Raw genomic sequence first — 17,372 nt, 5'->3', positions numbered from 1 at the left:
CTTTGTGATTAACGACGACCTTCAGCAATAGCGGTAACGGCTTGTAATTCAGCGGCTTCCTGCTCTTGCTGTTCCTGGCGCTCACGCACGTCGAGGATCTGGTTGTTGATCAGACCTTCTTCGATTTCGCGCAGCGCGATAACGGTAGTTTTATCGTTTTCTTCCGGTACGAGCGGATCCTTTCCGCCTACCTGCATCTGACGAGCGCGACGCGCGGCGACCAGTACCAGGTCAAAACGGTTACCAATTTTCTCTACAGCGTCCTGAACAGTTACGCGTGCCATACTTAAAATGCTCCACAGGTGAAGAAATGACTGGGCATGATACTGAATGTGGGTTCAGTCTGCCAACAGTTTGCTGATTAAAGCGTCATGACGCTGCTTTTGGCGGCTCATGCGCAGACGTTCGGCGCGAATGATGGTTTTCAAATCGCCCAGGGCGGTATCGAAATCATCATTCACAATAAGATAATCATATTCGGCGTAATGGCTCATTTCTGCAACAGCTTGCGCCATACGTTTTGCGATCACGTCTTCGCTATCCTGACCGCGGCCACGAAGACGGCGATCCAGCTCAATCTTAGATGGCGGCAAAATAAAAATACTGCGCGCATGCGGCATTTTTTGACGAATTTGCTGCGCACCTTGCCAGTCGATATCTAAAAAGACGTCTACGCCGGATGCTAATACTTGCTCAATGGTCTCACGCGAGGTGCCGTAGTAATTACCGAAAACCTCAGCGTGTTCCAGGAACGCGTCTCTGCCAATCATGGTTCTGAATTCGTCATGGTTCACAAAAAAATAGTGTTCACCGTGCACTTCCCCCGGGCGCGGTGCGCGCGTGGTGTGCGAAACAGAAACCTGGGTGTCATACAACGGTTGGGTCTTTAATAAAGCCTGAATCAGGCTGGATTTACCCGCGCCACTGGGGGCAGAAACAATATAAAGCGTGCCTTGAGCCATGAGTATCTTAATGTATGTGATTGTCGAAAGAGAGCCTACATACGGGCTTATTATACACGTAGCCGCTATGTGACGTAGCCCTTGTCACACTTTTTGCGCATGTTTATTGCGTTTTGCGTACCAGTTTCCTGTTTTATCCGCGATTTGCAGCAATTCGTGCAAATGTCAGGAACGTTGCTCGCAGGATGATTTTTTGCCTCTCTGTTTCCATTTCAATTCGCGTTATATCTGCCGGGAAACGTACTGTTCAGCGGAGATAGCATGGGATTATGGAAATGCATAGGTCTGGTTTTGCTAATGTGGTATCTACCCTCATGGGCGGTATGCCCCGTCTGGTCGCCTGCCAGGGCACAAGAGGAAATTTCACGACTACAGCAGCAGATAACACAGTGGAATGACAGTTACTGGAAACAAGGGGAAAGTGTCGTAGACGACGCCGTTTATGACCAGCTCAATGCGCAGCTCATCCAGTGGCAGCGCTGTTTTGGCGATGAAGCCCCACCAGATCTATCTGCGCCCCCAATAAGTGGAACCGTCTCGCACACCGTTCCCCACACGGGAGTTCGAAAACTTGCCGATAAGCAAGCGCTACAGCAATGGATGCATGCTCGTAGCGATCTCTGGGTGCAGCCGAAGGTGGATGGCGTGGCGGTCACGCTGGTTTATCGCAATGGAAATCTGATACGGGCGATTAGCCGTGGTAACGGTCTGAAAGGCGAAGACTGGACGCAAAAGGTTCTTCAGATCCCTTCCGTTCCACGTACTACCAGCGGGCCGCTCTCTAACAGTACGTTGCAGGGGGAGATATTTTTGCAGCAACAAGGGCATATTCAGCAGCAGAGAGGGGGAATGAACGCCCGCTCAAAGGTTGCTGGAATGATGATGCGCCAGAGCAACCCGGAAATGTTACGTTCGCTGGCTATTTTTATCTGGGCCTGGCCTGATGGTCCAGTTGCCATGTCGGAAAGACTTGAGCAACTCACTGCTGCCGGGTTCAGTTTCACGCAACGATATACTCAGGCCGTGAAGAGTGTGGATGACGTCGAGCAGGCGCGTGCCAGGTGGTGGACTTCAGCGTTACCTTTTGTGACAGATGGTGTGGTGGTGCGAACGGGAAAAGAACCGCGGGCGCAATACTGGCTACCCGGACAGGGAGACTGGCTGGCAGCGTGGAAATATCCTCCCGTGGCCAGGGTATCTGAGGTGACGGGTATTCAGTTCTCCGTTGGCAAAAGCGGGAAAATTGCGGTGGTTGCATTGCTGGTCCCCGTCATGCTGGATGATAAGCGGGTGCGGCGCGTCAATATTGGCTCAGTCCGGCGCTGGAATGAATGGGATATTGCGCCTGGCGATCAGATTCTGATAAGTCTGGCCGGACAGGGGATCCCCCGTATAGATGAGGTGGTCTGGCGCAGCACCCAGCGTAATAAGCCAGCACCACCTGAGGGGCGCTTCAATTCACTAACTTGTTTTTATGCCACAGCGGAGTGTCAGGAACAGTTTGTTGCCAGGCTCGTCTGGCTGGGGGCCAAAGATGTGTTAGGGCTGGAGGGTATGGGCGAGGCGGGATGGCGGGAGCTACATCAGACGTATCGCTTTGAACATATCTTTTCCTGGCTTGGATTAACGCAGGAGCAGCTACAGTCCACATTTGGCGTGAACAAAGGGGGGAAGCTGTGGCATCAGTTCAATCTGTCACGCCATCTTCCATTTACGCGCTGGGTGATTGCCATGGGAATACCGTTAACACAGGCAACGTTGAATGCCAGTCGGGATGGTTCGTGGCAGCAGTTACGGGATCGCAGTGAACAAAGCTGGCGGCAATTTCCTTTCATGGGAGAGCGACGGGCACGACAGGTTATTCAGTGGCTGGAGGATAAAGAGATCACAGCGCTGAGCAACTGGTTAGCTGCTCAGCGGATCACGGGCTTTATGCCTTAATGGCCTTCATGGCGATAGTAAAATACCGGCAGCCCCAACTTCAGGCGCAGGGCCAGTAGTCGGGCGGTAAAGCCGAAGAGCAGGGTAGAGATCACCACCACATCGTGGCTGGAGACATAATGTTGTAGCACGATATACAGCACAGCAGCGGCAAATGAAACGCCGGCATAAAGTTCTTTCTGGAATACTAACGGGATGCGTTTGCAGAACATGTCACGTAATACACCACCAAAGACCCCGGTAGTGACCGCAGCGACCACGGCAATAATCGGTCCATGACCCATATCCAGTGCCACCTGGGCACCAATAATAGAAAAGACCACCAGGCCCAGCGCATCCAGGACGAGGAATATTTTACGCAGATAGGGCATTACGGGGGCAATAATGGTGGTGAGTACCGCAGCGGTCGCCACGATAATGACGTATTCAGGGTGCTTTACCCAGCCGAGTGGATAGTGGCCGAGAAGGATGTCGCGTACCGAGCCGCCGCCAATGGCCGTCGCGGTGGCAATGATAATGACGCCAAATGTATCCATACGGCGACGCCCAGCCGCAAGCGCACCGGTCATGGCTTCGGCAGTAATACCAATTAAATATAAAACGTGTAACAGCATGTATTCCCCCTGATTTGCTGGGGCTAAGGTTAACGATTTGTGCGCATTGTCACGATTGAGATTTTCTAAGGTGAAGTGATTTTAATAACTACAGCTAATGTGAGTTTTCTGTAAATGCGTTATGGCATGGGCTTTGCTTTGTGCATGGTGACAATAAATGATGAGAAAATATAATTCGAACTGGATGGGTCACAACCGAAGTGTTGGGAAAAACACGTAGCCCCGTCGTTTATGGGTGGGCTACGTATCATATTTCACCCAAACTATCACCCTCGACCATTGGACAAATTGACACTCCGGTTCGTATTTCAGCCATACCTTGAATGTTGCAGCGAGAGATTAGTAGGTGTGGTATGTACTTTGGTGCGCTGCAAAAATGGTATTTCTTACAACGACTACACATCCAGATGTCATTGGGGAAGTTATTCTGAGTAAAGTCTGATATTCAGCGGCTTCTATTCTGAAAAATGACTTCCTCAGCTATCGCTTCTATGTGGATGGGTGCATTTACAGCAAAATCTTCAGCATTTTGTGAGTCGGAGTGCCAGGTATGAGCGTAAGAGAAGAAATTCAGGATGGCAGAGAGGCTGGAAATTTAAGAAGCGGGATAATATACACCGAAGTTTTGGGGTGGATAGATATGGGACATGCCCGAGGAGATGATGTCAGAAAGTTACTCTCGGATATGCACCAAGGCGAGCATTCATGAGAACAGTGATACCTTACAGCGATTTTAGTTCTGGTAACGTTAAAATAGTTTCCAGAGATGGAACGGTCGTTAACTCGTAAAACAGGGAAACATATGAAACAGGCAGTCATAATAGTGCTGATGGTAATAGCTATATGCAGCTCTTATTTCTGGCCTAATATTAAAATGAGACTTGCAGGTAACGCACAATATACAGAGTTTAATAAAGCCAAATATGATTTTTACACTCCCCAAGTTTTAAAAAAAATGCCGAGAATATCCCAAGTGTATGACTTTAATTATACGAATATTTCTGGTCCTAAGGCTGATGTATGGAGTGTGACGTTCCATGATACCAGGGATACGGGGAGGATTAGTAAATATCTCTCAATGGCGGGCTATGAAAAACAGGTAAAATGCGATGTTGAGGCAGAGTGCTGGCGTCTCAGGGGATCCGATGAAGTACTGACAGTCGTGAATATGAACAGCAGTAATGCTGTTCGGGTTGATATTCTGAAGAGTATTTATAACGACAAATATATGCCAGATAAATAAGTATTCAATTTTATATCAATCAGCACTTACTGGCGGTACGGATAGCCTGCATTGAGCAGGCTATCTAGTACGTTACGATAGCATAGGCATGGTACGCAAAATTACTCGATATTCTGAATTTGCTCGCGCATTTGCTCGATCAATACCTTCAGTTCAATTGCGGAATTAGTCACCTCGGCATTGATAGACTTGGATGCAAGAGTGTTCGACTCACGGTTGAATTCCTGCATCATGAAGTCCAGACGACGGCCAACAGCCTCTTTTTTCTTCAGAATGTTGTAGGTTTCTTTGACGTGGGCTTCCAGACGATCTAACTCTTCTGCTACATCGATGCGCTGCGCCATCAGCACCAGTTCTTGCTCAAGGCGGTTATTCTCCAGTTGCACCTGGGCGTCTTCCAGTTTGGCTACCAGACGCTCACGCTGCCATTGCAGAATTTCCGGCATATGTGCACGCACTTTAGCGACTTCAGTGCTGACGCCTTCCAGACGCTGCTCGATCAGCGCTTTCAGCGCCTGACCTTCGGTTTCACGCGCGACGATGAAGTCATCCAGCGTACCGTCAAGCGCGGCGAGGATTTCAGCGGCAATGGCGTCCAGATCTTGCTCCTGGGCAGCCATTACGCCTGGCCAGCGCAGGATATCAACTGGGTTAATTTCACCTTCATCACTCTGCATTTTGACCCAGTTAGCAGCGCTAACGAGCTGTTTAGCGAGCTTTTCATTTAGAATCAGCTCGCCCTGGGCGCTGGCATCAGGCTCAAAACGCAGCGTACACTCGACTTTACCGCGCGTCAGACGCGTGCGTATGCGTTCGCGGACAACGGGTTCAAGACTACGGAACTGTTCCGGCAGGCGAAAATAAGTTTCCAGATAACGCTGGTTTACCGAGCGCATTTCCCAGGTAGCGCTACCCCATTCACCCTTGATTTCACGCCGGGCGTAGGCGGTCATGCTGCGGATCATAGACGTTCCTGTTTTTAAAGATGAGATGGGAGGATTATAGCCATCCACGTCTTGTCAGGATAGGAATAACAGTCGGAAGTCCGTATAATGCGCAGCCACATTCGTTTCAAGCCGGAGATTTTATCATGCGTCCAGCAGGTCGTAGTGCCAACCAGGTGCGTCCCGTCACCCTGACCCGTAATTATACAAAACACGCTGAAGGCTCCGTGCTGGTCGAATTTGGTGATACCAAAGTGCTGTGTACCGCCTCTATTGATGAAGGTGTACCGCGTTTTCTGAAAGGTCAGGGCCAGGGCTGGATCACCGCAGAATATGGCATGCTGCCACGCGCCACGCACACCCGTAACGCCCGTGAAGCGGCGAAAGGTAAGCAGGGCGGTCGTACCATGGAAATCCAGCGTCTGATCGCTCGTGCGCTGCGCGCCGCCGTTGATCTGAAGACGCTCGGTGAATTCACTATTACGCTGGACTGCGATGTTATTCAGGCAGATGGCGGTACGCGCACTGCATCAATTACCGGCGCATGTGTGGCGTTGGCTGATGCGCTGAACAAGCTGGTTGCGAGCGGTAAACTGAAAACTAACCCGATGAAGGGGATGGTCGCCGCGGTTTCCGTGGGCATTGTGAACGGTGAAGCGCTCTGTGACCTCGAATACGTTGAGGACTCTGCCGCAGAAACCGACATGAACGTGGTGATGACTGAAGACGGCCGCATTATAGAGGTGCAGGGCACGGCAGAAGGCGAGCCGTTCAGCCATGAAGAACTTCTCACCCTACTGGCGTTAGCCCGAGGGGGAATCGAATCCATTGTAACGACGCAGAAGGCGGCGTTAGAAAATTGATTTTAAAGGCGACTGATGAGTCGCCTTTTTTTTGTCTGTAATAAAGTGAGATGAGGAGCGAATCCATGAAACCGTATCAGCGCCAGTTTATTGAGTTTGCGCTTAGCAAGCAGGTACTAAAGTTTGGCGAGTTTACGCTGAAATCCGGGCGTAAAAGCCCCTATTTCTTCAACGCCGGGCTGTTTAATACCGGGCGCTGCCTGGCACTGTTAGGCCGTTTTTATGCCGAAGCGCTGATGGATTCCGGTATTGAGTTCGATTTGCTGTTTGGTCCGGCCTACAAAGGTATCCCGATTGCGACCACCACGGCTGTTGCGCTGGCGGAACACCACGATAAAGATTTGCCGTACTGCTTCAACCGTAAAGAGGCGAAGACCCACGGTGAAGGCGGTAATCTGGTAGGTAGCGTACTTGAGGGGCGTGTAATGCTGGTGGATGATGTTATCACTGCAGGTACGGCTATTCGTGAGTCGATGGAAATTATTCAGGCTAACGGCGCTACGCTGGCGGGGGTACTGATTTCTCTCGATCGTCAGGAACGCGGTCGCGGCGAGATTTCAGCGATTCAGGAAGTGGAACGCGATTATGGCTGCAAGGTGATTTCTATCATTACCCTGAAAGATCTGATTGCGTATCTGGAAGAAAAACCAGAAATGGCAGAACACCTGGCCGCAGTACGGGCGTATCGCGAAGCATACGGCGTATAAGAACTGCCGGATGGCGCTGCGCTTATCCAGCCTACGCACCGCGGAGTTCGTAGGCAAAATAGGCGAGGTCGCCATCCAACAACGGTGTTACTGCAATTGAGCGGCAACCAACGGCCAGCGGATGTCGAAATCATCCGTTGGGCGGTATTTAAATTCGCTACGTACAAACCGGGACAGCATACCTTCGCAGAAAGCCAGTAGCTGGCTGGCCAGCAGCGTTTCATCCACGGTGTAGCCTTCACCTTCACGCATTCTTTTTTCTCGCAGAACCTGGCGTAACTGCGCCTCAATTCGCTCAAAAAGCTGGTTAATACGGCCTTGCAGACGGTCTTGCTCGAACATCAATGCGTGTCCGGTCAGAATTCGCGTCAGGCCAGGATTACGTTCACCGAACCCTAAAATCAGCAGTACGATCAGACGCAATCGCGCGTTAGTGTCTTTTTCATCTTTCAAAATCAGATTGATACGGGTAATCAGACTATCTTCGATAAACTCAATCAGGCTATCGAACATGCGGGTCTTGCTGGGAAAATGGCGATACAAGGCCGCTTCGGAAACGCCCACAGAGGCCGCCAGTTTAGCTGTCGTGATGCGTTGGCTACCATCGCTGGACTCAAGCATCAGTGCCAGAGACTGAAGTATTTCTTCGCGACGATTCCTTTTCGCAGTTTGCTTTTCTACCATGTTACAAAATACCCCTGAAAATAAGCTCTTGCCAGGCAGGCATCCACACAGCGACCGCAAACGGGTGTTTGCGGTGTGTTATTGCGTTATTACGCTGTGAGATACTTTTCTGCGGGTTACTTGCGCCCGGAATGGCCGAAGCCACCTTCGCCACGATCGGTGGCTTCAAACTCTTCCACCAAATTAAATTCAGCCTGGACGACCGGTACAAATACCATCTGCGCGATACGTTCGCCCGGTTCAATAGTAAAGTTGTCCTGACCACGGTTCCAGATTGAAACCATCAGCTGGCCCTGGTAGTCGGAATCAATCAAACCGACCAGATTGCCCAGTACGATCCCGTGCTTATGGCCCAGCCCGGAGCGCGGGAGCATCACCGCCGCAAGAGAAGGATCGGCAATGTGGATAGCTAACCCGGTTGGCACCAGCGTTGTTGCGCCAGGCGCCAGTTCTACGGCGTCATCAAGACAGGCACGCAGGTCAAGTCCGGCAGAACCAGAAGTGGCGTACGTCGGGAGCGGAAATTGTTGCCCTACGCGCGGGTCCAGAATCTTAACGTCGATTTTTTTCATCATAACGGGTCACGATCTCGTCGAGTAATAATTGGCCCAGGAGTTCTTTGCGCTCAAGCGGTAAGACTTTATCTCCATCCTGCCAAAAAAGGTGTAATGCGTTGCTGTCGCTGTTAAATCCTTGAGTGGACAGCGAAACGTCGTTCGCACAGATCACATCAAGGTTTTTGCGGATGCGTTTTTGCCGGGCATATTCTTCCACATTATTTGTTTCGGCAGCAAACCCAACGACAAAAGGACGGTTAGCATCCAGTGCGGCAACACCAGCGATGATGTCCGGGTTTTTGACCATTTTTACTGTTAATTCATCACCCTGCGTGGCCTGTTTTTTGATTTTTTCACTGGCGACAGTTTCAGCGCGATAATCAGCGACTGCGGCGCAGCCGATAAAAATATGCTGTTGTTGCACCGCAGATTGCACGGCGGCTTCCATTTCCAGCGCGGTCATCACATCAATGCGCTGGACAAAAGGCGGTGTGGGTAACGAAACCGGACCTGATACCAGCGTGACGTTTGCCCCGCGTTTTGCGGCAGCGGCCGCGATAGCAAATCCCATTTTCCCGGAGCTGTGGTTGGAAATATAACGCACGGGATCAAGCGGTTCACGCGTCGGGCCTGCTGTAATCATGATGTTGAGATGTTGCAGATCTTTGACAGGTGAAAAATGTTCTGCCGCCATATCTACAATTGTTAACGGATCCAGCATACGTCCAGGACCGACATCACCACATGCCTGACTACCGCTGTCAGGGCCCCAAATGAGCAAACCGCGCGAGGCAAGAATGCCCAAATTGTGTTGGGTAGCGGCGGCGCGGTACATCTGCTGGTTCATAGCCGGCAGCACGGCAACAGGCGCTGGCGTTGCCAGACAGATCGTAGACACCAGATCGTTGGCCATACCTGCGGCAACGCGGGCAATCAGGTCTGCCGTCGCAGGGGCCAGTATAACCAAATCGGCCCATTTCCCCAGCTCAATGTGGCCCATCGCGGCTTCGGCTGCGGGGTCAAGCAGGCTGTCGGAAACGGGATAGCCCGAAACCGCCTGTAAGCTCAGAGGAGTAATAAACGCTTTTGCTGCTTCGGTCATCGCCACGCGGACGTCTGCGCCGCGTTCCCGTAAACGACGCACCAGCTCAGGGGTTTTGTACGCAGCAATCCCGCCACTGACGCCAAGTACGATTTTTTTACCGGCCAGGCTCATCATGATCTTTCCTGTTGGGTTTCACCAGAAGACGGATATTTTATCACAATCCGCAATGTGTCGTGCTTTTGCCCGCGCTCCAGTTTGCGAGGCTCTACGAAGAAGTGAAAACAGAGCGTCGATTCGCCGCTGGCGTTATGCCACTATGCGGACGCGAAAGGAGGGGAAAAGCATGGAAAATACAGGACGTATAATGCCTCGGGAAAAGCTGTTGGCGCAGGGGGCCAGTTCGCTGACCGACGTAGAGCTACTCGCTCTTTTTCTACGCACCGGGATACTGGGTAAAGATGTGCTTACGCTGGCGAAAGAGATGCTTCAGCATTTTGATTCATTGTATGGCCTGTTGTCTGCTGATTACATGGATTTCAGCTATGTTCAGGGCATCGGTATCGCGAAGTACGCACAGTTGAAGGGAATAGTGGAGCTGGCAAGGCGCTACTACAACGTACAGGTGATAGAGGAGCGTGCGATACTTAGCCCGGAAATGGCGCGTGAATTTCTGCAAAGCCAGCTTTCGCAAGAGGAACGCGAGATCTTCTATGTGATCTTTATGGATTCTCAACATCGCGTGATTAAACACCGTAAACTTTTTTCCGGAACGCTAAGCCACGTTGAAGTGCATCCGCGAGAAATTGTCCGCGAAGCGATAAAAATGAATGCTTCTGCGGTGATCCTTGCACATAATCACCCTTCGGGGTGTGCAGAGCCGAGCAAAGCAGATAAACTCATCACCGAGCGTGTTGTGAAATGCTGTCAGTTCATGGATATCCGGGTGCTTGATCATCTGGTCATTGGGCGCGGAGAGTACGTTTCTTTTGCGGAACGCGGTTGGATTTAACGCACTTTACGCGATCCATCGGGATCTTTGTCTGTTCGGGACTTGAGCACATCGCTGACTCAGCGTATACTACGCCACCTTTGAGAATCTCGGGTTTGGCATTTGGGCCTGGCAATCGAGAGTTCGCAAATACGCAAAATCATTCTTGTTGCGTCCAATGACGAGGCAACGATGAAAGATTTAGTGTATTGAACTGCGATAACCGGGCTGAGAAGCCTGACGAGGCGCCAATACCCCATACGAAGCTCGAGCTAATTTGATTTTTGGAGAATAGACATGTCCCGAGTCTGCCAAGTTACTGGCAAGCGTCCGGTGACCGGTAACAACCGTTCCCACGCACTGAACGCGACTAAACGCCGTTTCCTGCCTAACCTGCACTCTCACCGTTTTTGGGTTGAGAGCGAGAAGCGTTTTGTCACCCTGCGTGTATCTGCTAAAGGTATGCGTGTTATTGATAAGAAAGGCATCGAAACAGTTCTGTCTGAACTGCGTGCCCGTGGCGAAAAGTACTAAGTACTAAGAGGAAATAAATCATGGCTAAAGGTATTCGTGAGAAAATCAAGCTGGTTTCTTCTGCTGGTACTGGTCACTTCTATACCACCACGAAGAACAAACGTACTAAGCCGGAAAAACTGGAGCTGAAAAAGTTCGATCCAGTTGTTCGTCAGCACGTTTTATACAAAGAAGCGAAAATCAAATAATTTCCGCTTTGATGTAAAGAAAAACCCTGCCTCGGCGGGGTTTTTTGTTTTCTGGCCGTCCCCATATTAATGAGACCTGATACATCGCCGGAGATACTATGCCTGAATTACCTGAAGTCGAAACCAGCCGCCGCGGTATTGAGCCGCATCTGGTGGGGGCAACGATTATGCACGCGACTGTGCGTAACGGTCGTTTGCGTTGGCCTGTATCAGAGGAAATCTATCGTCTGAGTGATAAACCTGTCCTGAGCGTACAGCGGCGCGCGAAATACCTGCTGCTGGAGCTATCAGATGGCTGGGTAATCATTCACCTGGGGATGTCGGGTAGTTTGCGTATCCTTTCTGAAGAGCTTCCGGCAGAAAAACATGACCACGTCGACTTAGTGATGAGTAACGGCAAAGTCCTGCGCTATACCGATCCGCGTCGTTTTGGCGCCTGGCTGTGGACTAAAGAGCTGGATGGGCATAATGTCCTCGCCCATCTTGGCCCTGAGCCGCTGAGCGACGATTTCAATGCTGGTTATCTGCAGCAGAAATGTGCGAAGAAGAAAACTGCGATTAAACCCTGGCTGATGGATAACAAGCTGGTCGTGGGGGTGGGAAACATCTATGCCAGCGAGTCGCTGTTTGCGGCTGGTATCCATCCTGACCGTCTGGCGTCATCTTTGTCGCAGGATGAGTGCGAACTGCTGGTGCGCGTTATCAAGGCGGTTTTGCTGCGTTCTATCGAGCAGGGCGGGACCACGCTGAAGGACTTTCTGCAAAGTGACGGTAAGCCGGGTTATTTTGCCCAGGAGCTGCAGGTCTATGGGAGAGAAGGTGAACCCTGTCGCGTATGCGGCGCGCCAATCATTGCGACAAAACACGCTCAGCGCACAACGTTTTATTGCCGTCGCTGTCAGAAATAACACCATTATCGGCCGGACGTAGCGTATGCCTCATCCGGCCAGACGCATTACTTCAGTTTACTCAATAATGCCTGATGAACGTTTTCCGGCAGAAAGTGCGCTACGTCACCCTGGTGGCGGGCAACTTCTTTCACCAGTGACGATGAGATAAATGACCACTCTTTAGACGGCATCAGAAAGACGCTTTCCAGTTGTGGCATCAGATGACGGTTCATATGGGCCAGCTGCATTTCATACTCAAAATCGGCTACCGCACGCAGGCCACGGATCAGAATGTTAGCCTGATTATCGCGGGCAAAGTTTGCCATCAGGTCGCTGAATCCCAGAACCTCCACATTACCGAGATGCGCCGTTGCCTGCCGTGCCAGCTCAACGCGCTCTTCCAGAGTAAACATCGGTTTTTTACTGGGACTTGCGGCAATTGCCAGGATTACGTGATCAAACATGCTTGTCGCTCGTGTCACGATATCGAGGTGGCCGTTAGTAATGGGATCAAAGGTTCCTGGATAAATCGCCCGTTTTTGCATGACTTGCCTCAATGCGTTTTGGGTGGCAGATAAGGTTCCAGCAGCTGCAGCAGACGCTGAAGCGCGCCCTGATTTTGATACAGAACTTCAACTGCGTGACGGCCATAAAAATTACGATAATCTGCATCGGTCAGTAAAGAAGAGACCTCTTTCACCAGCGTAGTTGCGTCGGTGACGGTGATCAATCCGCTTGCCTGTTCGAGGCGGGCGCAAATATCTTTAAAATTAAAAGTATGTGGCCCCATCAGTACCGGAATGGCGTGCGCCGCGGCTTCCAGTGGGTTGTGTCCACCGCGTTCAACCAGCGAACCGCCAACAAATGCAAGGTCAGCAATGCCATACAGCAACATCAACTCGCCCATGGTGTCGCCGATTACGACCTGGGTTCCTGATGACGGAACTTCGCCCGAAGAACGTGTCGTATAGCTTAGCCCAGCCTGGCGTACGAGGTTAATGGCATCCGGGAACCGTTCAGGATGTCTGGGTACCAGAATCAGTAAAAGATTAGGGAACTGGTTTAATAACGCCTGATGGGCGGCAATGATTATGCTTTCTTCGCCGTCGTGCGTGCTGGTTGCAATCCATACCGGGCGGTGAGGTGCCCATTGACGGCGCAATGTAATCGCTTTTGCGGCCAGCTGCGGCGTGACGGAAATATCAAACTTCAGGCTGCCGGTAACGGTGACCTGATTGCTTCTGGCACCAAGCGTGATAAAACGAGCGCCATCTTCTTCATTCTGGGCGGCAATCAACGTAATTCGGCGCAGTAGCCTGCCAACAAATTTACCTAATTTAGCGTAGCCAGCAGCTGAGCGAGCAGAAAGACGTGCATTGGCAATGACCAGCGGAATATGGCGCTTATGCAGTGCCGCGATCAGATTCGGCCACAGCTCGGTTTCCATAATTAACACCAGCTTGGGGTCAACTTTATTCAGGAAACGGTTTAGGGCATCCGGTAAGTCGTACGGCAGATAAATATGCTGAACGTCAGGGCCAAAAGCGGATTGTACGCGCTCGGAACCGGTTGGTGTCATGGTGGTGACCGTGATCGGCAAGTCGGGGTAACGATGTCGCAGAGCGCGGACTAATGGGATAGCTGCCAGCGTTTCGCCCACGGAAACCGAATGAAGCATGATGCCGCCTGGTTTTAGCGGACGGCGGTAAAAGCCGTAGCGTTCACCCCAGCGTTTACGGTAGGCCGGAGCCTTACGTCCGCGCACCCAAAGCCGTACCCAGATCAAAGGCTGAATAAGGTAGAAAAGGGCGGTGTAAAGCAATTCGAGCATAATGGTAGCTGACTTATGAATGTGCTGGGGATTCTATGTATTTAGCTGTGGCTTTACCAATACTTTTCCTATTTTTAAATTAAATAGCGTCCCTCGCGGGGGATGTCCAGGGTACCAGCATCTTTTGCATCTTTACGTTTTCTGTTGATATTTTCCGGTTTAGTCGAGATAGAGGGCTAAAAATCAAAAGGTCTGAACATCTTAATTCATTGATTTACATGTTTTAAAACCATTGGCTGTGCAAGAATTATTCGAGTCGGAACATGGCGAAAGAAGTGATACACTAGCGCGTAAAAAATCAGTGCGATATCAGTAATCAGGTAGCTGTTGAGCCTGGGGCGGTAGCGTGCTTTTTTCTGCTTAACTTTACCGGACACTCACGATAAAAGAGCCGCTTGTGGATAAGCCAATTAATAGAATTCTGGTCATAAAAATGCGTTTTCACGGAGATATGTTGTTAACAACTCCGGTCATTAGTACGCTAAAGCAGAACTATCCTGATGCGAAAATCGACGTGCTTCTCTATCAGGATACCATCCCAATTTTGTCGGAAAACCCAGAAATTAATGCCCTTTATGGTATTAAAAATAAAAAGACAAAAGTAACTGATAAAATTACTAATTTTCTGCACCTGATCGGAACGTTGCGCGCGAATGGGTATGATTTAGTTGTAAACCTTACCGATCAGTGGATGGTTGCGATACTGATGCGGTTACTGAACGCGCCAATCAAAATCTCTCAAGATTATGCACATCGGCAATCTTCTTTTTGGAAAAATAGTTTTACATGTCTGGCTCCGCTTAGCGGTGAAAATGTGGTGGAAAGCAATCTGTCTGTGCTGGCCCCGTTGAAACTTAAATCGACTGTTACACATACAACAATGAGCTATCCTCCGGATAGCTGGGAACGTATGCGCACAGAATTAAATCGGGCTGGGGTTGGTGATGAATACGTTGTAATTCAACCAACGGCACGCCAACGCTTCAAGTGCTGGAATAACGAAAAGTTTTCACAGGTAATTGACGCCTTACACCAGCGTGGTTTGGAGGTAGTTATGACCTCTGGCCCAGGCGAAGACGATCTGGCTTGCGTGAATGAAATTGCACAAGGTTGCAAAGAAAAGCCCGTTACTGCGCTGGCGGGAAAAATGAGCTTCCCCGAGCTAGGAGCGGTCATCGATCATGCGCAGTTGTTTATTGGGGTGGACTCTGCTCCGGGACACATTGCTGCTGCGGTTGATACACCATTGATATGCCTGTTTGGCGCAACGGATCATAATTTTTGGCGACCATGGTCAAAGCAGATGATTCAATTTTGGGCTGGTGATTACCGTCCGATGCCTCCACGCGAACAGCGCGATCGCAATGAAATGTATCTTTCGGTGATACCCGCTGACGATGTTATTGCTGCTATCGATAAATTATTACCGGGTAGACTTGTGCCGCCACAAGCGGGGAGTCCCGTATGATTGTTGCTTTCTGTTTGTATAAATACTTCCCATTCGGTGGGTTACAGCGTGATTTTATGCGCATTGCGCAAACTGTAGCGGCACGTGGTCACCATGTTCGTGTCTATACGCAGTCCTGGGAAGGTGAGTGTCCTGACGTTTTTGAATTGGTTCTTGTACCGGTCAAGTCCCGGACAAACCATGGTCGCAATGCGGAGTATTATTCCTGGGTCCAGGCACATTTACTTCAGCACCCTGTCGATCGGGTTGTTGGTTTTAATAAAATGCCAGGGCTGGATCTCTACTATGCTGCTGACGTTTGCTATGCCGAGAAAGTGGCACAAGAAAAAGGTTTCCTCTATCGGTTAACTTCACGATATCGGCACTATGCAGCGTTTGAACGCGCGACGTTTGAGCAGGGTAAACCGACGCAGCTATTGATGCTAACTGATAAGCAGATTGCTGATTTTCAGAAGCACTATCAGACAGAAGCTCAACGATTTCATATTCTTCCTCCAGGGATTTATCCGGACAGGAAGTATAGCCAGCAGATTCCGAATAGCCGTGAAGTTTATCGCCAGAAAAACGGTATAACAGAGCAACAAAATCTATTATTGCAGGTAGGCTCTGATTTCACTCGTAAAGGTGTGGATCGTTCAATACGTGCAGTGGCCTCGTTACCAGAAACGCTTCGGACTAATACGCTACTGTATGTTGTTGGACAAGACAGACCGAGAAAATTTGAGGCGCTGGCGGAAAAACTTGGCGTACGCAGTAATGTCCATTTCTACTCTGGCCGTAATGATGTTGCAGAATTAATGGCTGCGGCTGATATATTGATGCATCCAGCTTATCAGGAGGCGGCAGGTATTGTTTTACTAGAAGCAATCACTGCCGGGCTGCCGGTGTTGACCACAGCCGTATGCGGTTACGCGCATTATATTGTTGATGCTAATTGTGGTATGGCAATTACAGAACCATTCCGGCAAGAAACGCTGAATGAAGCCTTACGTAAAGCGCTGGTAGAGCCTTCATTGTGTTCGGAATGGAGGGCAAATGCACGACACTATGCGGATACGCAAGATTTATACAGCCTACCGGAGAAAGCTGCGGATATGATTACGGGTGGTTTAGATGGTTGAATTAAAAGAACCGTTAGCCACACTATGGCGCGGGAAAGATGCATTTGATGAAGTTAAAAATTTACAAGGTGAAGTATTCAGAGAACTGGAGACTCGCCGTACTCTACGATTTGAACTAACGGGTAAAAGCTATTTTTTAAAATGGCACAGAGGCACTTCTCTGAAAGAGATTGTTAAAAACCTACTTTCATTACGCATGCCAGTATTAGGTGCTGATAGAGAATGGAATGCTATTCATCGCCTGAGTCAGTTAGGTGTGGATACAATGACAGGCGTGGGATTTGGTGAGAAAGGGTTGAATCCACTGACTAAAACCTCGTTTATTATTACTGAGGATCTCACACCAACTATCAGCTTAGAAGATTACTGTGCTGATTGGGCCACAAATTCTCCCGATGTGAAAGTGAAGCGTATAATTATTGATCGTGTTGCCACCATGGTGCGTAAGATGCATGCTGGAGGTATCAATCATCGCGATTGCTATATTTGCCACTTTTTATTACATCTGCCTTTTTCAGGGCGTGAGGACGATCTCAAGATTTCAGTGATTGATTTGCACCGTGCTCAGATTCGGTCGACTGTTCCCCGACGCTGGCGCGATAAGGACTTGATCGGTCTCTATTTTTCTTCCATGAACATTGGATTAACCCAGCGTGATATTTATAGATTTCTACGCATCTATTGCGAGTTGCCGTTGAAAAGCATCCTAAGTCAGGAGGCTGATTTGTTCAAGGAAGCTCAGGTTAAAGCTAATAAAATACGCGAAAGAACAATCCGTAAATCTCTATGATT

General features: G+C 49.9%; 20 protein-coding genes. 11 read left to right on the top strand and 9 right to left on the bottom strand.

Annotated elements, in window-relative coordinates; all coding sequences use genetic code 11:
- Positions 1–8 precede the first annotated feature (8 nt).
- Positions 9–284: a DNA-directed RNA polymerase subunit omega gene (rpoZ, locus tag OGV65_RS13050; protein WP_000135058.1), complete on the bottom strand. Its 276-nt coding sequence runs from the start codon at positions 282–284 to the stop codon at positions 9–11.
- 54 nt (positions 285–338) lie between these two features.
- The gene (gene gmk, locus OGV65_RS13045) at positions 339–962 is read right to left on the bottom strand and encodes a guanylate kinase (protein ID WP_019078035.1); all 624 of its coding nucleotides are present in this window, start codon (positions 960–962) and stop codon (positions 339–341) included.
- Between the two features lie 261 nt (positions 963–1,223).
- Between gmk and ligB the strand changes: the two genes are divergently transcribed.
- On the top strand, positions 1,224–2,903 hold the full coding sequence (gene ligB / locus OGV65_RS13040; protein WP_235116980.1) for an NAD-dependent DNA ligase LigB: 1,680 nt from the start codon (positions 1,224–1,226) through the stop codon (positions 2,901–2,903).
- Here the strand turns inward: ligB and OGV65_RS13035 are convergent.
- On the bottom strand, positions 2,900–3,517 hold the full coding sequence (locus OGV65_RS13035; RefSeq protein ID WP_003024049.1) for a trimeric intracellular cation channel family protein: 618 nt from the start codon (positions 3,515–3,517) through the stop codon (positions 2,900–2,902). The two genes, ligB and OGV65_RS13035, sit on opposite strands and share 4 nt — an antisense overlap.
- Before the next feature lie 802 nt (positions 3,518–4,319).
- Here OGV65_RS13035 and OGV65_RS13030 point away from each other — a divergent pair.
- Positions 4,320–4,760, top strand: coding sequence for a hypothetical protein (locus OGV65_RS13030; RefSeq protein WP_103767018.1), 441 nt, complete (start codon positions 4,320–4,322; stop codon positions 4,758–4,760).
- A 101-nt stretch (positions 4,761–4,861) separates the two neighbouring features.
- Here OGV65_RS13030 and OGV65_RS13025 read toward each other — a convergent pair whose 3' ends face one another.
- Positions 4,862–5,725 (bottom strand): YicC/YloC family endoribonuclease, encoded by an 864-nt coding sequence (locus OGV65_RS13025; RefSeq protein WP_019078038.1) that lies wholly within the window; start codon positions 5,723–5,725, stop codon positions 4,862–4,864.
- A 125-nt stretch (positions 5,726–5,850) separates the two neighbouring features.
- Between OGV65_RS13025 and rph the strand changes: the two genes are divergently transcribed.
- On the top strand, positions 5,851–6,567 hold the full coding sequence (rph, locus tag OGV65_RS13020; protein ID WP_016154991.1) for a ribonuclease PH: 717 nt from the start codon (positions 5,851–5,853) through the stop codon (positions 6,565–6,567).
- Positions 6,568–6,632: 65 nt separating this feature from the next.
- Complete coding sequence (gene pyrE / locus OGV65_RS13015) at positions 6,633–7,274, top strand: orotate phosphoribosyltransferase (protein WP_286455030.1); 642 nt, start codon at positions 6,633–6,635, stop codon at positions 7,272–7,274.
- An 87-nt stretch (positions 7,275–7,361) separates the two neighbouring features.
- On the opposite strand, the gene slmA is transcribed toward pyrE, so the two are convergent.
- The 3 genes from slmA to coaBC all read right to left on the bottom strand — a co-directional run bounded on the left by slmA (position 7,362) and on the right by coaBC (position 9,731).
- Positions 7,362–7,958, bottom strand: coding sequence for a nucleoid occlusion factor SlmA (slmA, locus tag OGV65_RS13010; protein WP_016154989.1), 597 nt, complete (start codon positions 7,956–7,958; stop codon positions 7,362–7,364).
- Positions 7,959–8,074: 116 nt separating this feature from the next.
- Entirely contained in the window at positions 8,075–8,533 is a 459-nt protein-coding gene (dut, locus tag OGV65_RS13005) for a dUTP diphosphatase (protein ID WP_016154988.1), read from the bottom strand.
- A complete protein-coding gene (coaBC, locus tag OGV65_RS13000) occupies positions 8,511–9,731 on the bottom strand; it encodes a bifunctional phosphopantothenoylcysteine decarboxylase/phosphopantothenate--cysteine ligase CoaBC (protein WP_088583168.1) in 1,221 nt (406 codons plus the stop codon). The genes dut and coaBC overlap by 23 nt, the downstream gene beginning before the upstream one ends.
- 172 nt (positions 9,732–9,903) lie before the next feature.
- On the opposite strand from coaBC, the gene radC reads away from it, so the two are divergent.
- From radC to mutM, 4 genes are all read left to right on the top strand, one after another.
- Positions 9,904–10,569 (top strand): RadC family protein, encoded by a 666-nt coding sequence (gene radC, locus OGV65_RS12995; RefSeq protein ID WP_016154986.1) that lies wholly within the window; start codon positions 9,904–9,906, stop codon positions 10,567–10,569.
- Positions 10,570–10,845: 276 nt separating this feature from the next.
- Complete coding sequence (rpmB, locus tag OGV65_RS12990) at positions 10,846–11,082, top strand: 50S ribosomal protein L28 (RefSeq protein ID WP_003024071.1); 237 nt, start codon at positions 10,846–10,848, stop codon at positions 11,080–11,082.
- 20 nt (positions 11,083–11,102) lie between these two features.
- Positions 11,103–11,270 (top strand): 50S ribosomal protein L33, encoded by a 168-nt coding sequence (rpmG, locus tag OGV65_RS12985; protein ID WP_003024094.1) that lies wholly within the window; start codon positions 11,103–11,105, stop codon positions 11,268–11,270.
- A 98-nt stretch (positions 11,271–11,368) separates the two neighbouring features.
- A complete protein-coding gene (mutM, locus tag OGV65_RS12980) occupies positions 11,369–12,178 on the top strand; it encodes a bifunctional DNA-formamidopyrimidine glycosylase/DNA-(apurinic or apyrimidinic site) lyase (protein ID WP_019078041.1) in 810 nt (269 codons plus the stop codon).
- A 47-nt stretch (positions 12,179–12,225) separates the two neighbouring features.
- Here mutM and coaD read toward each other — a convergent pair whose 3' ends face one another.
- Positions 12,226–12,705 (bottom strand): pantetheine-phosphate adenylyltransferase, encoded by a 480-nt coding sequence (coaD, locus tag OGV65_RS12975; RefSeq protein ID WP_047501668.1) that lies wholly within the window; start codon positions 12,703–12,705, stop codon positions 12,226–12,228.
- 8 nt (positions 12,706–12,713) lie between these two features.
- Positions 12,714–13,991, bottom strand: coding sequence for a lipid IV(A) 3-deoxy-D-manno-octulosonic acid transferase (gene waaA / locus OGV65_RS12970; protein WP_016154983.1), 1,278 nt, complete (start codon positions 13,989–13,991; stop codon positions 12,714–12,716).
- Between the two features lie 397 nt (positions 13,992–14,388).
- Here waaA and rfaQ point away from each other — a divergent pair, with 397 nt between their 5' ends.
- Genes rfaQ through rfaP form a run of 3 tightly spaced genes read left to right on the top strand, consistent with a single transcriptional unit; the run spans position 14,389 to position 17,370 of the window.
- On the top strand, positions 14,389–15,459 hold the full coding sequence (gene rfaQ / locus OGV65_RS12965; protein ID WP_016157758.1) for a lipopolysaccharide core heptosyltransferase RfaQ: 1,071 nt from the start codon (positions 14,389–14,391) through the stop codon (positions 15,457–15,459).
- Complete coding sequence (locus tag OGV65_RS12960) at positions 15,456–16,580, top strand: glycosyltransferase family 4 protein (RefSeq protein WP_103767016.1); 1,125 nt, start codon at positions 15,456–15,458, stop codon at positions 16,578–16,580. Before rfaQ ends, OGV65_RS12960 begins: the two co-directional genes overlap by 4 nt.
- On the top strand, positions 16,573–17,370 hold the full coding sequence (rfaP, locus tag OGV65_RS12955; RefSeq protein WP_181220981.1) for a lipopolysaccharide core heptose(I) kinase RfaP: 798 nt from the start codon (positions 16,573–16,575) through the stop codon (positions 17,368–17,370). The genes OGV65_RS12960 and rfaP overlap by 8 nt, the downstream gene beginning before the upstream one ends.
- Positions 17,371–17,372 lie beyond the last annotated feature (2 nt).

Source organism: Citrobacter sp. Cb004, assembly GCF_030337065.1.
Taxonomy (GTDB): Bacteria; Pseudomonadota; Gammaproteobacteria; order Enterobacterales; family Enterobacteriaceae; genus Citrobacter; species Citrobacter braakii.
The sequence above is the reverse complement of the archived record's forward strand: the minus strand, read 5'-3'. Positions and strand labels throughout refer to the sequence as shown.

Excerpts from the sequence above, each read along its gene's own strand:
- rpoZ (WP_000135058.1), bottom strand. The coding sequence starts at position 284 with ATGGCACGCGTAACTGTTCAGGACGCTGTAGAGAAAATTGGTAACCGT.
- gmk (WP_019078035.1), bottom strand. The coding sequence starts at position 962 with ATGGCTCAAGGCACGCTTTATATTGTTTCTGCCCCCAGTGGCGCGGGT.
- ligB (WP_235116980.1), top strand. The coding sequence starts at position 1,224 with ATGGGATTATGGAAATGCATAGGTCTGGTTTTGCTAATGTGGTATCTA.
- OGV65_RS13035 (WP_003024049.1), bottom strand. The coding sequence starts at position 3,517 with ATGCTGTTACACGTTTTATATTTAATTGGTATTACTGCCGAAGCCATG.
- OGV65_RS13030 (WP_103767018.1), top strand. The coding sequence starts at position 4,320 with ATGAAACAGGCAGTCATAATAGTGCTGATGGTAATAGCTATATGCAGC.
- OGV65_RS13025 (WP_019078038.1), bottom strand. The coding sequence starts at position 5,725 with ATGATCCGCAGCATGACCGCCTACGCCCGGCGTGAAATCAAGGGTGAA.
- rph (WP_016154991.1), top strand. The coding sequence starts at position 5,851 with ATGCGTCCAGCAGGTCGTAGTGCCAACCAGGTGCGTCCCGTCACCCTG.
- pyrE (WP_286455030.1), top strand. The coding sequence starts at position 6,633 with ATGAAACCGTATCAGCGCCAGTTTATTGAGTTTGCGCTTAGCAAGCAG.
- slmA (WP_016154989.1), bottom strand. The coding sequence starts at position 7,958 with ATGGTAGAAAAGCAAACTGCGAAAAGGAATCGTCGCGAAGAAATACTT.
- dut (WP_016154988.1), bottom strand. The coding sequence starts at position 8,533 with ATGATGAAAAAAATCGACGTTAAGATTCTGGACCCGCGCGTAGGGCAA.
- coaBC (WP_088583168.1), bottom strand. The coding sequence starts at position 9,731 with ATGAGCCTGGCCGGTAAAAAAATCGTACTTGGCGTCAGTGGCGGGATT.
- radC (WP_016154986.1), top strand. The coding sequence starts at position 9,904 with ATGGAAAATACAGGACGTATAATGCCTCGGGAAAAGCTGTTGGCGCAG.
- rpmB (WP_003024071.1), top strand. The coding sequence starts at position 10,846 with ATGTCCCGAGTCTGCCAAGTTACTGGCAAGCGTCCGGTGACCGGTAAC.
- rpmG (WP_003024094.1), top strand. The coding sequence starts at position 11,103 with ATGGCTAAAGGTATTCGTGAGAAAATCAAGCTGGTTTCTTCTGCTGGT.
- mutM (WP_019078041.1), top strand. The coding sequence starts at position 11,369 with ATGCCTGAATTACCTGAAGTCGAAACCAGCCGCCGCGGTATTGAGCCG.
- coaD (WP_047501668.1), bottom strand. The coding sequence starts at position 12,705 with ATGCAAAAACGGGCGATTTATCCAGGAACCTTTGATCCCATTACTAAC.
- waaA (WP_016154983.1), bottom strand. The coding sequence starts at position 13,991 with ATGCTCGAATTGCTTTACACCGCCCTTTTCTACCTTATTCAGCCTTTG.
- OGV65_RS12960 (WP_103767016.1), top strand. The coding sequence starts at position 15,456 with ATGATTGTTGCTTTCTGTTTGTATAAATACTTCCCATTCGGTGGGTTA.
- rfaP (WP_181220981.1), top strand. The coding sequence starts at position 16,573 with ATGGTTGAATTAAAAGAACCGTTAGCCACACTATGGCGCGGGAAAGAT.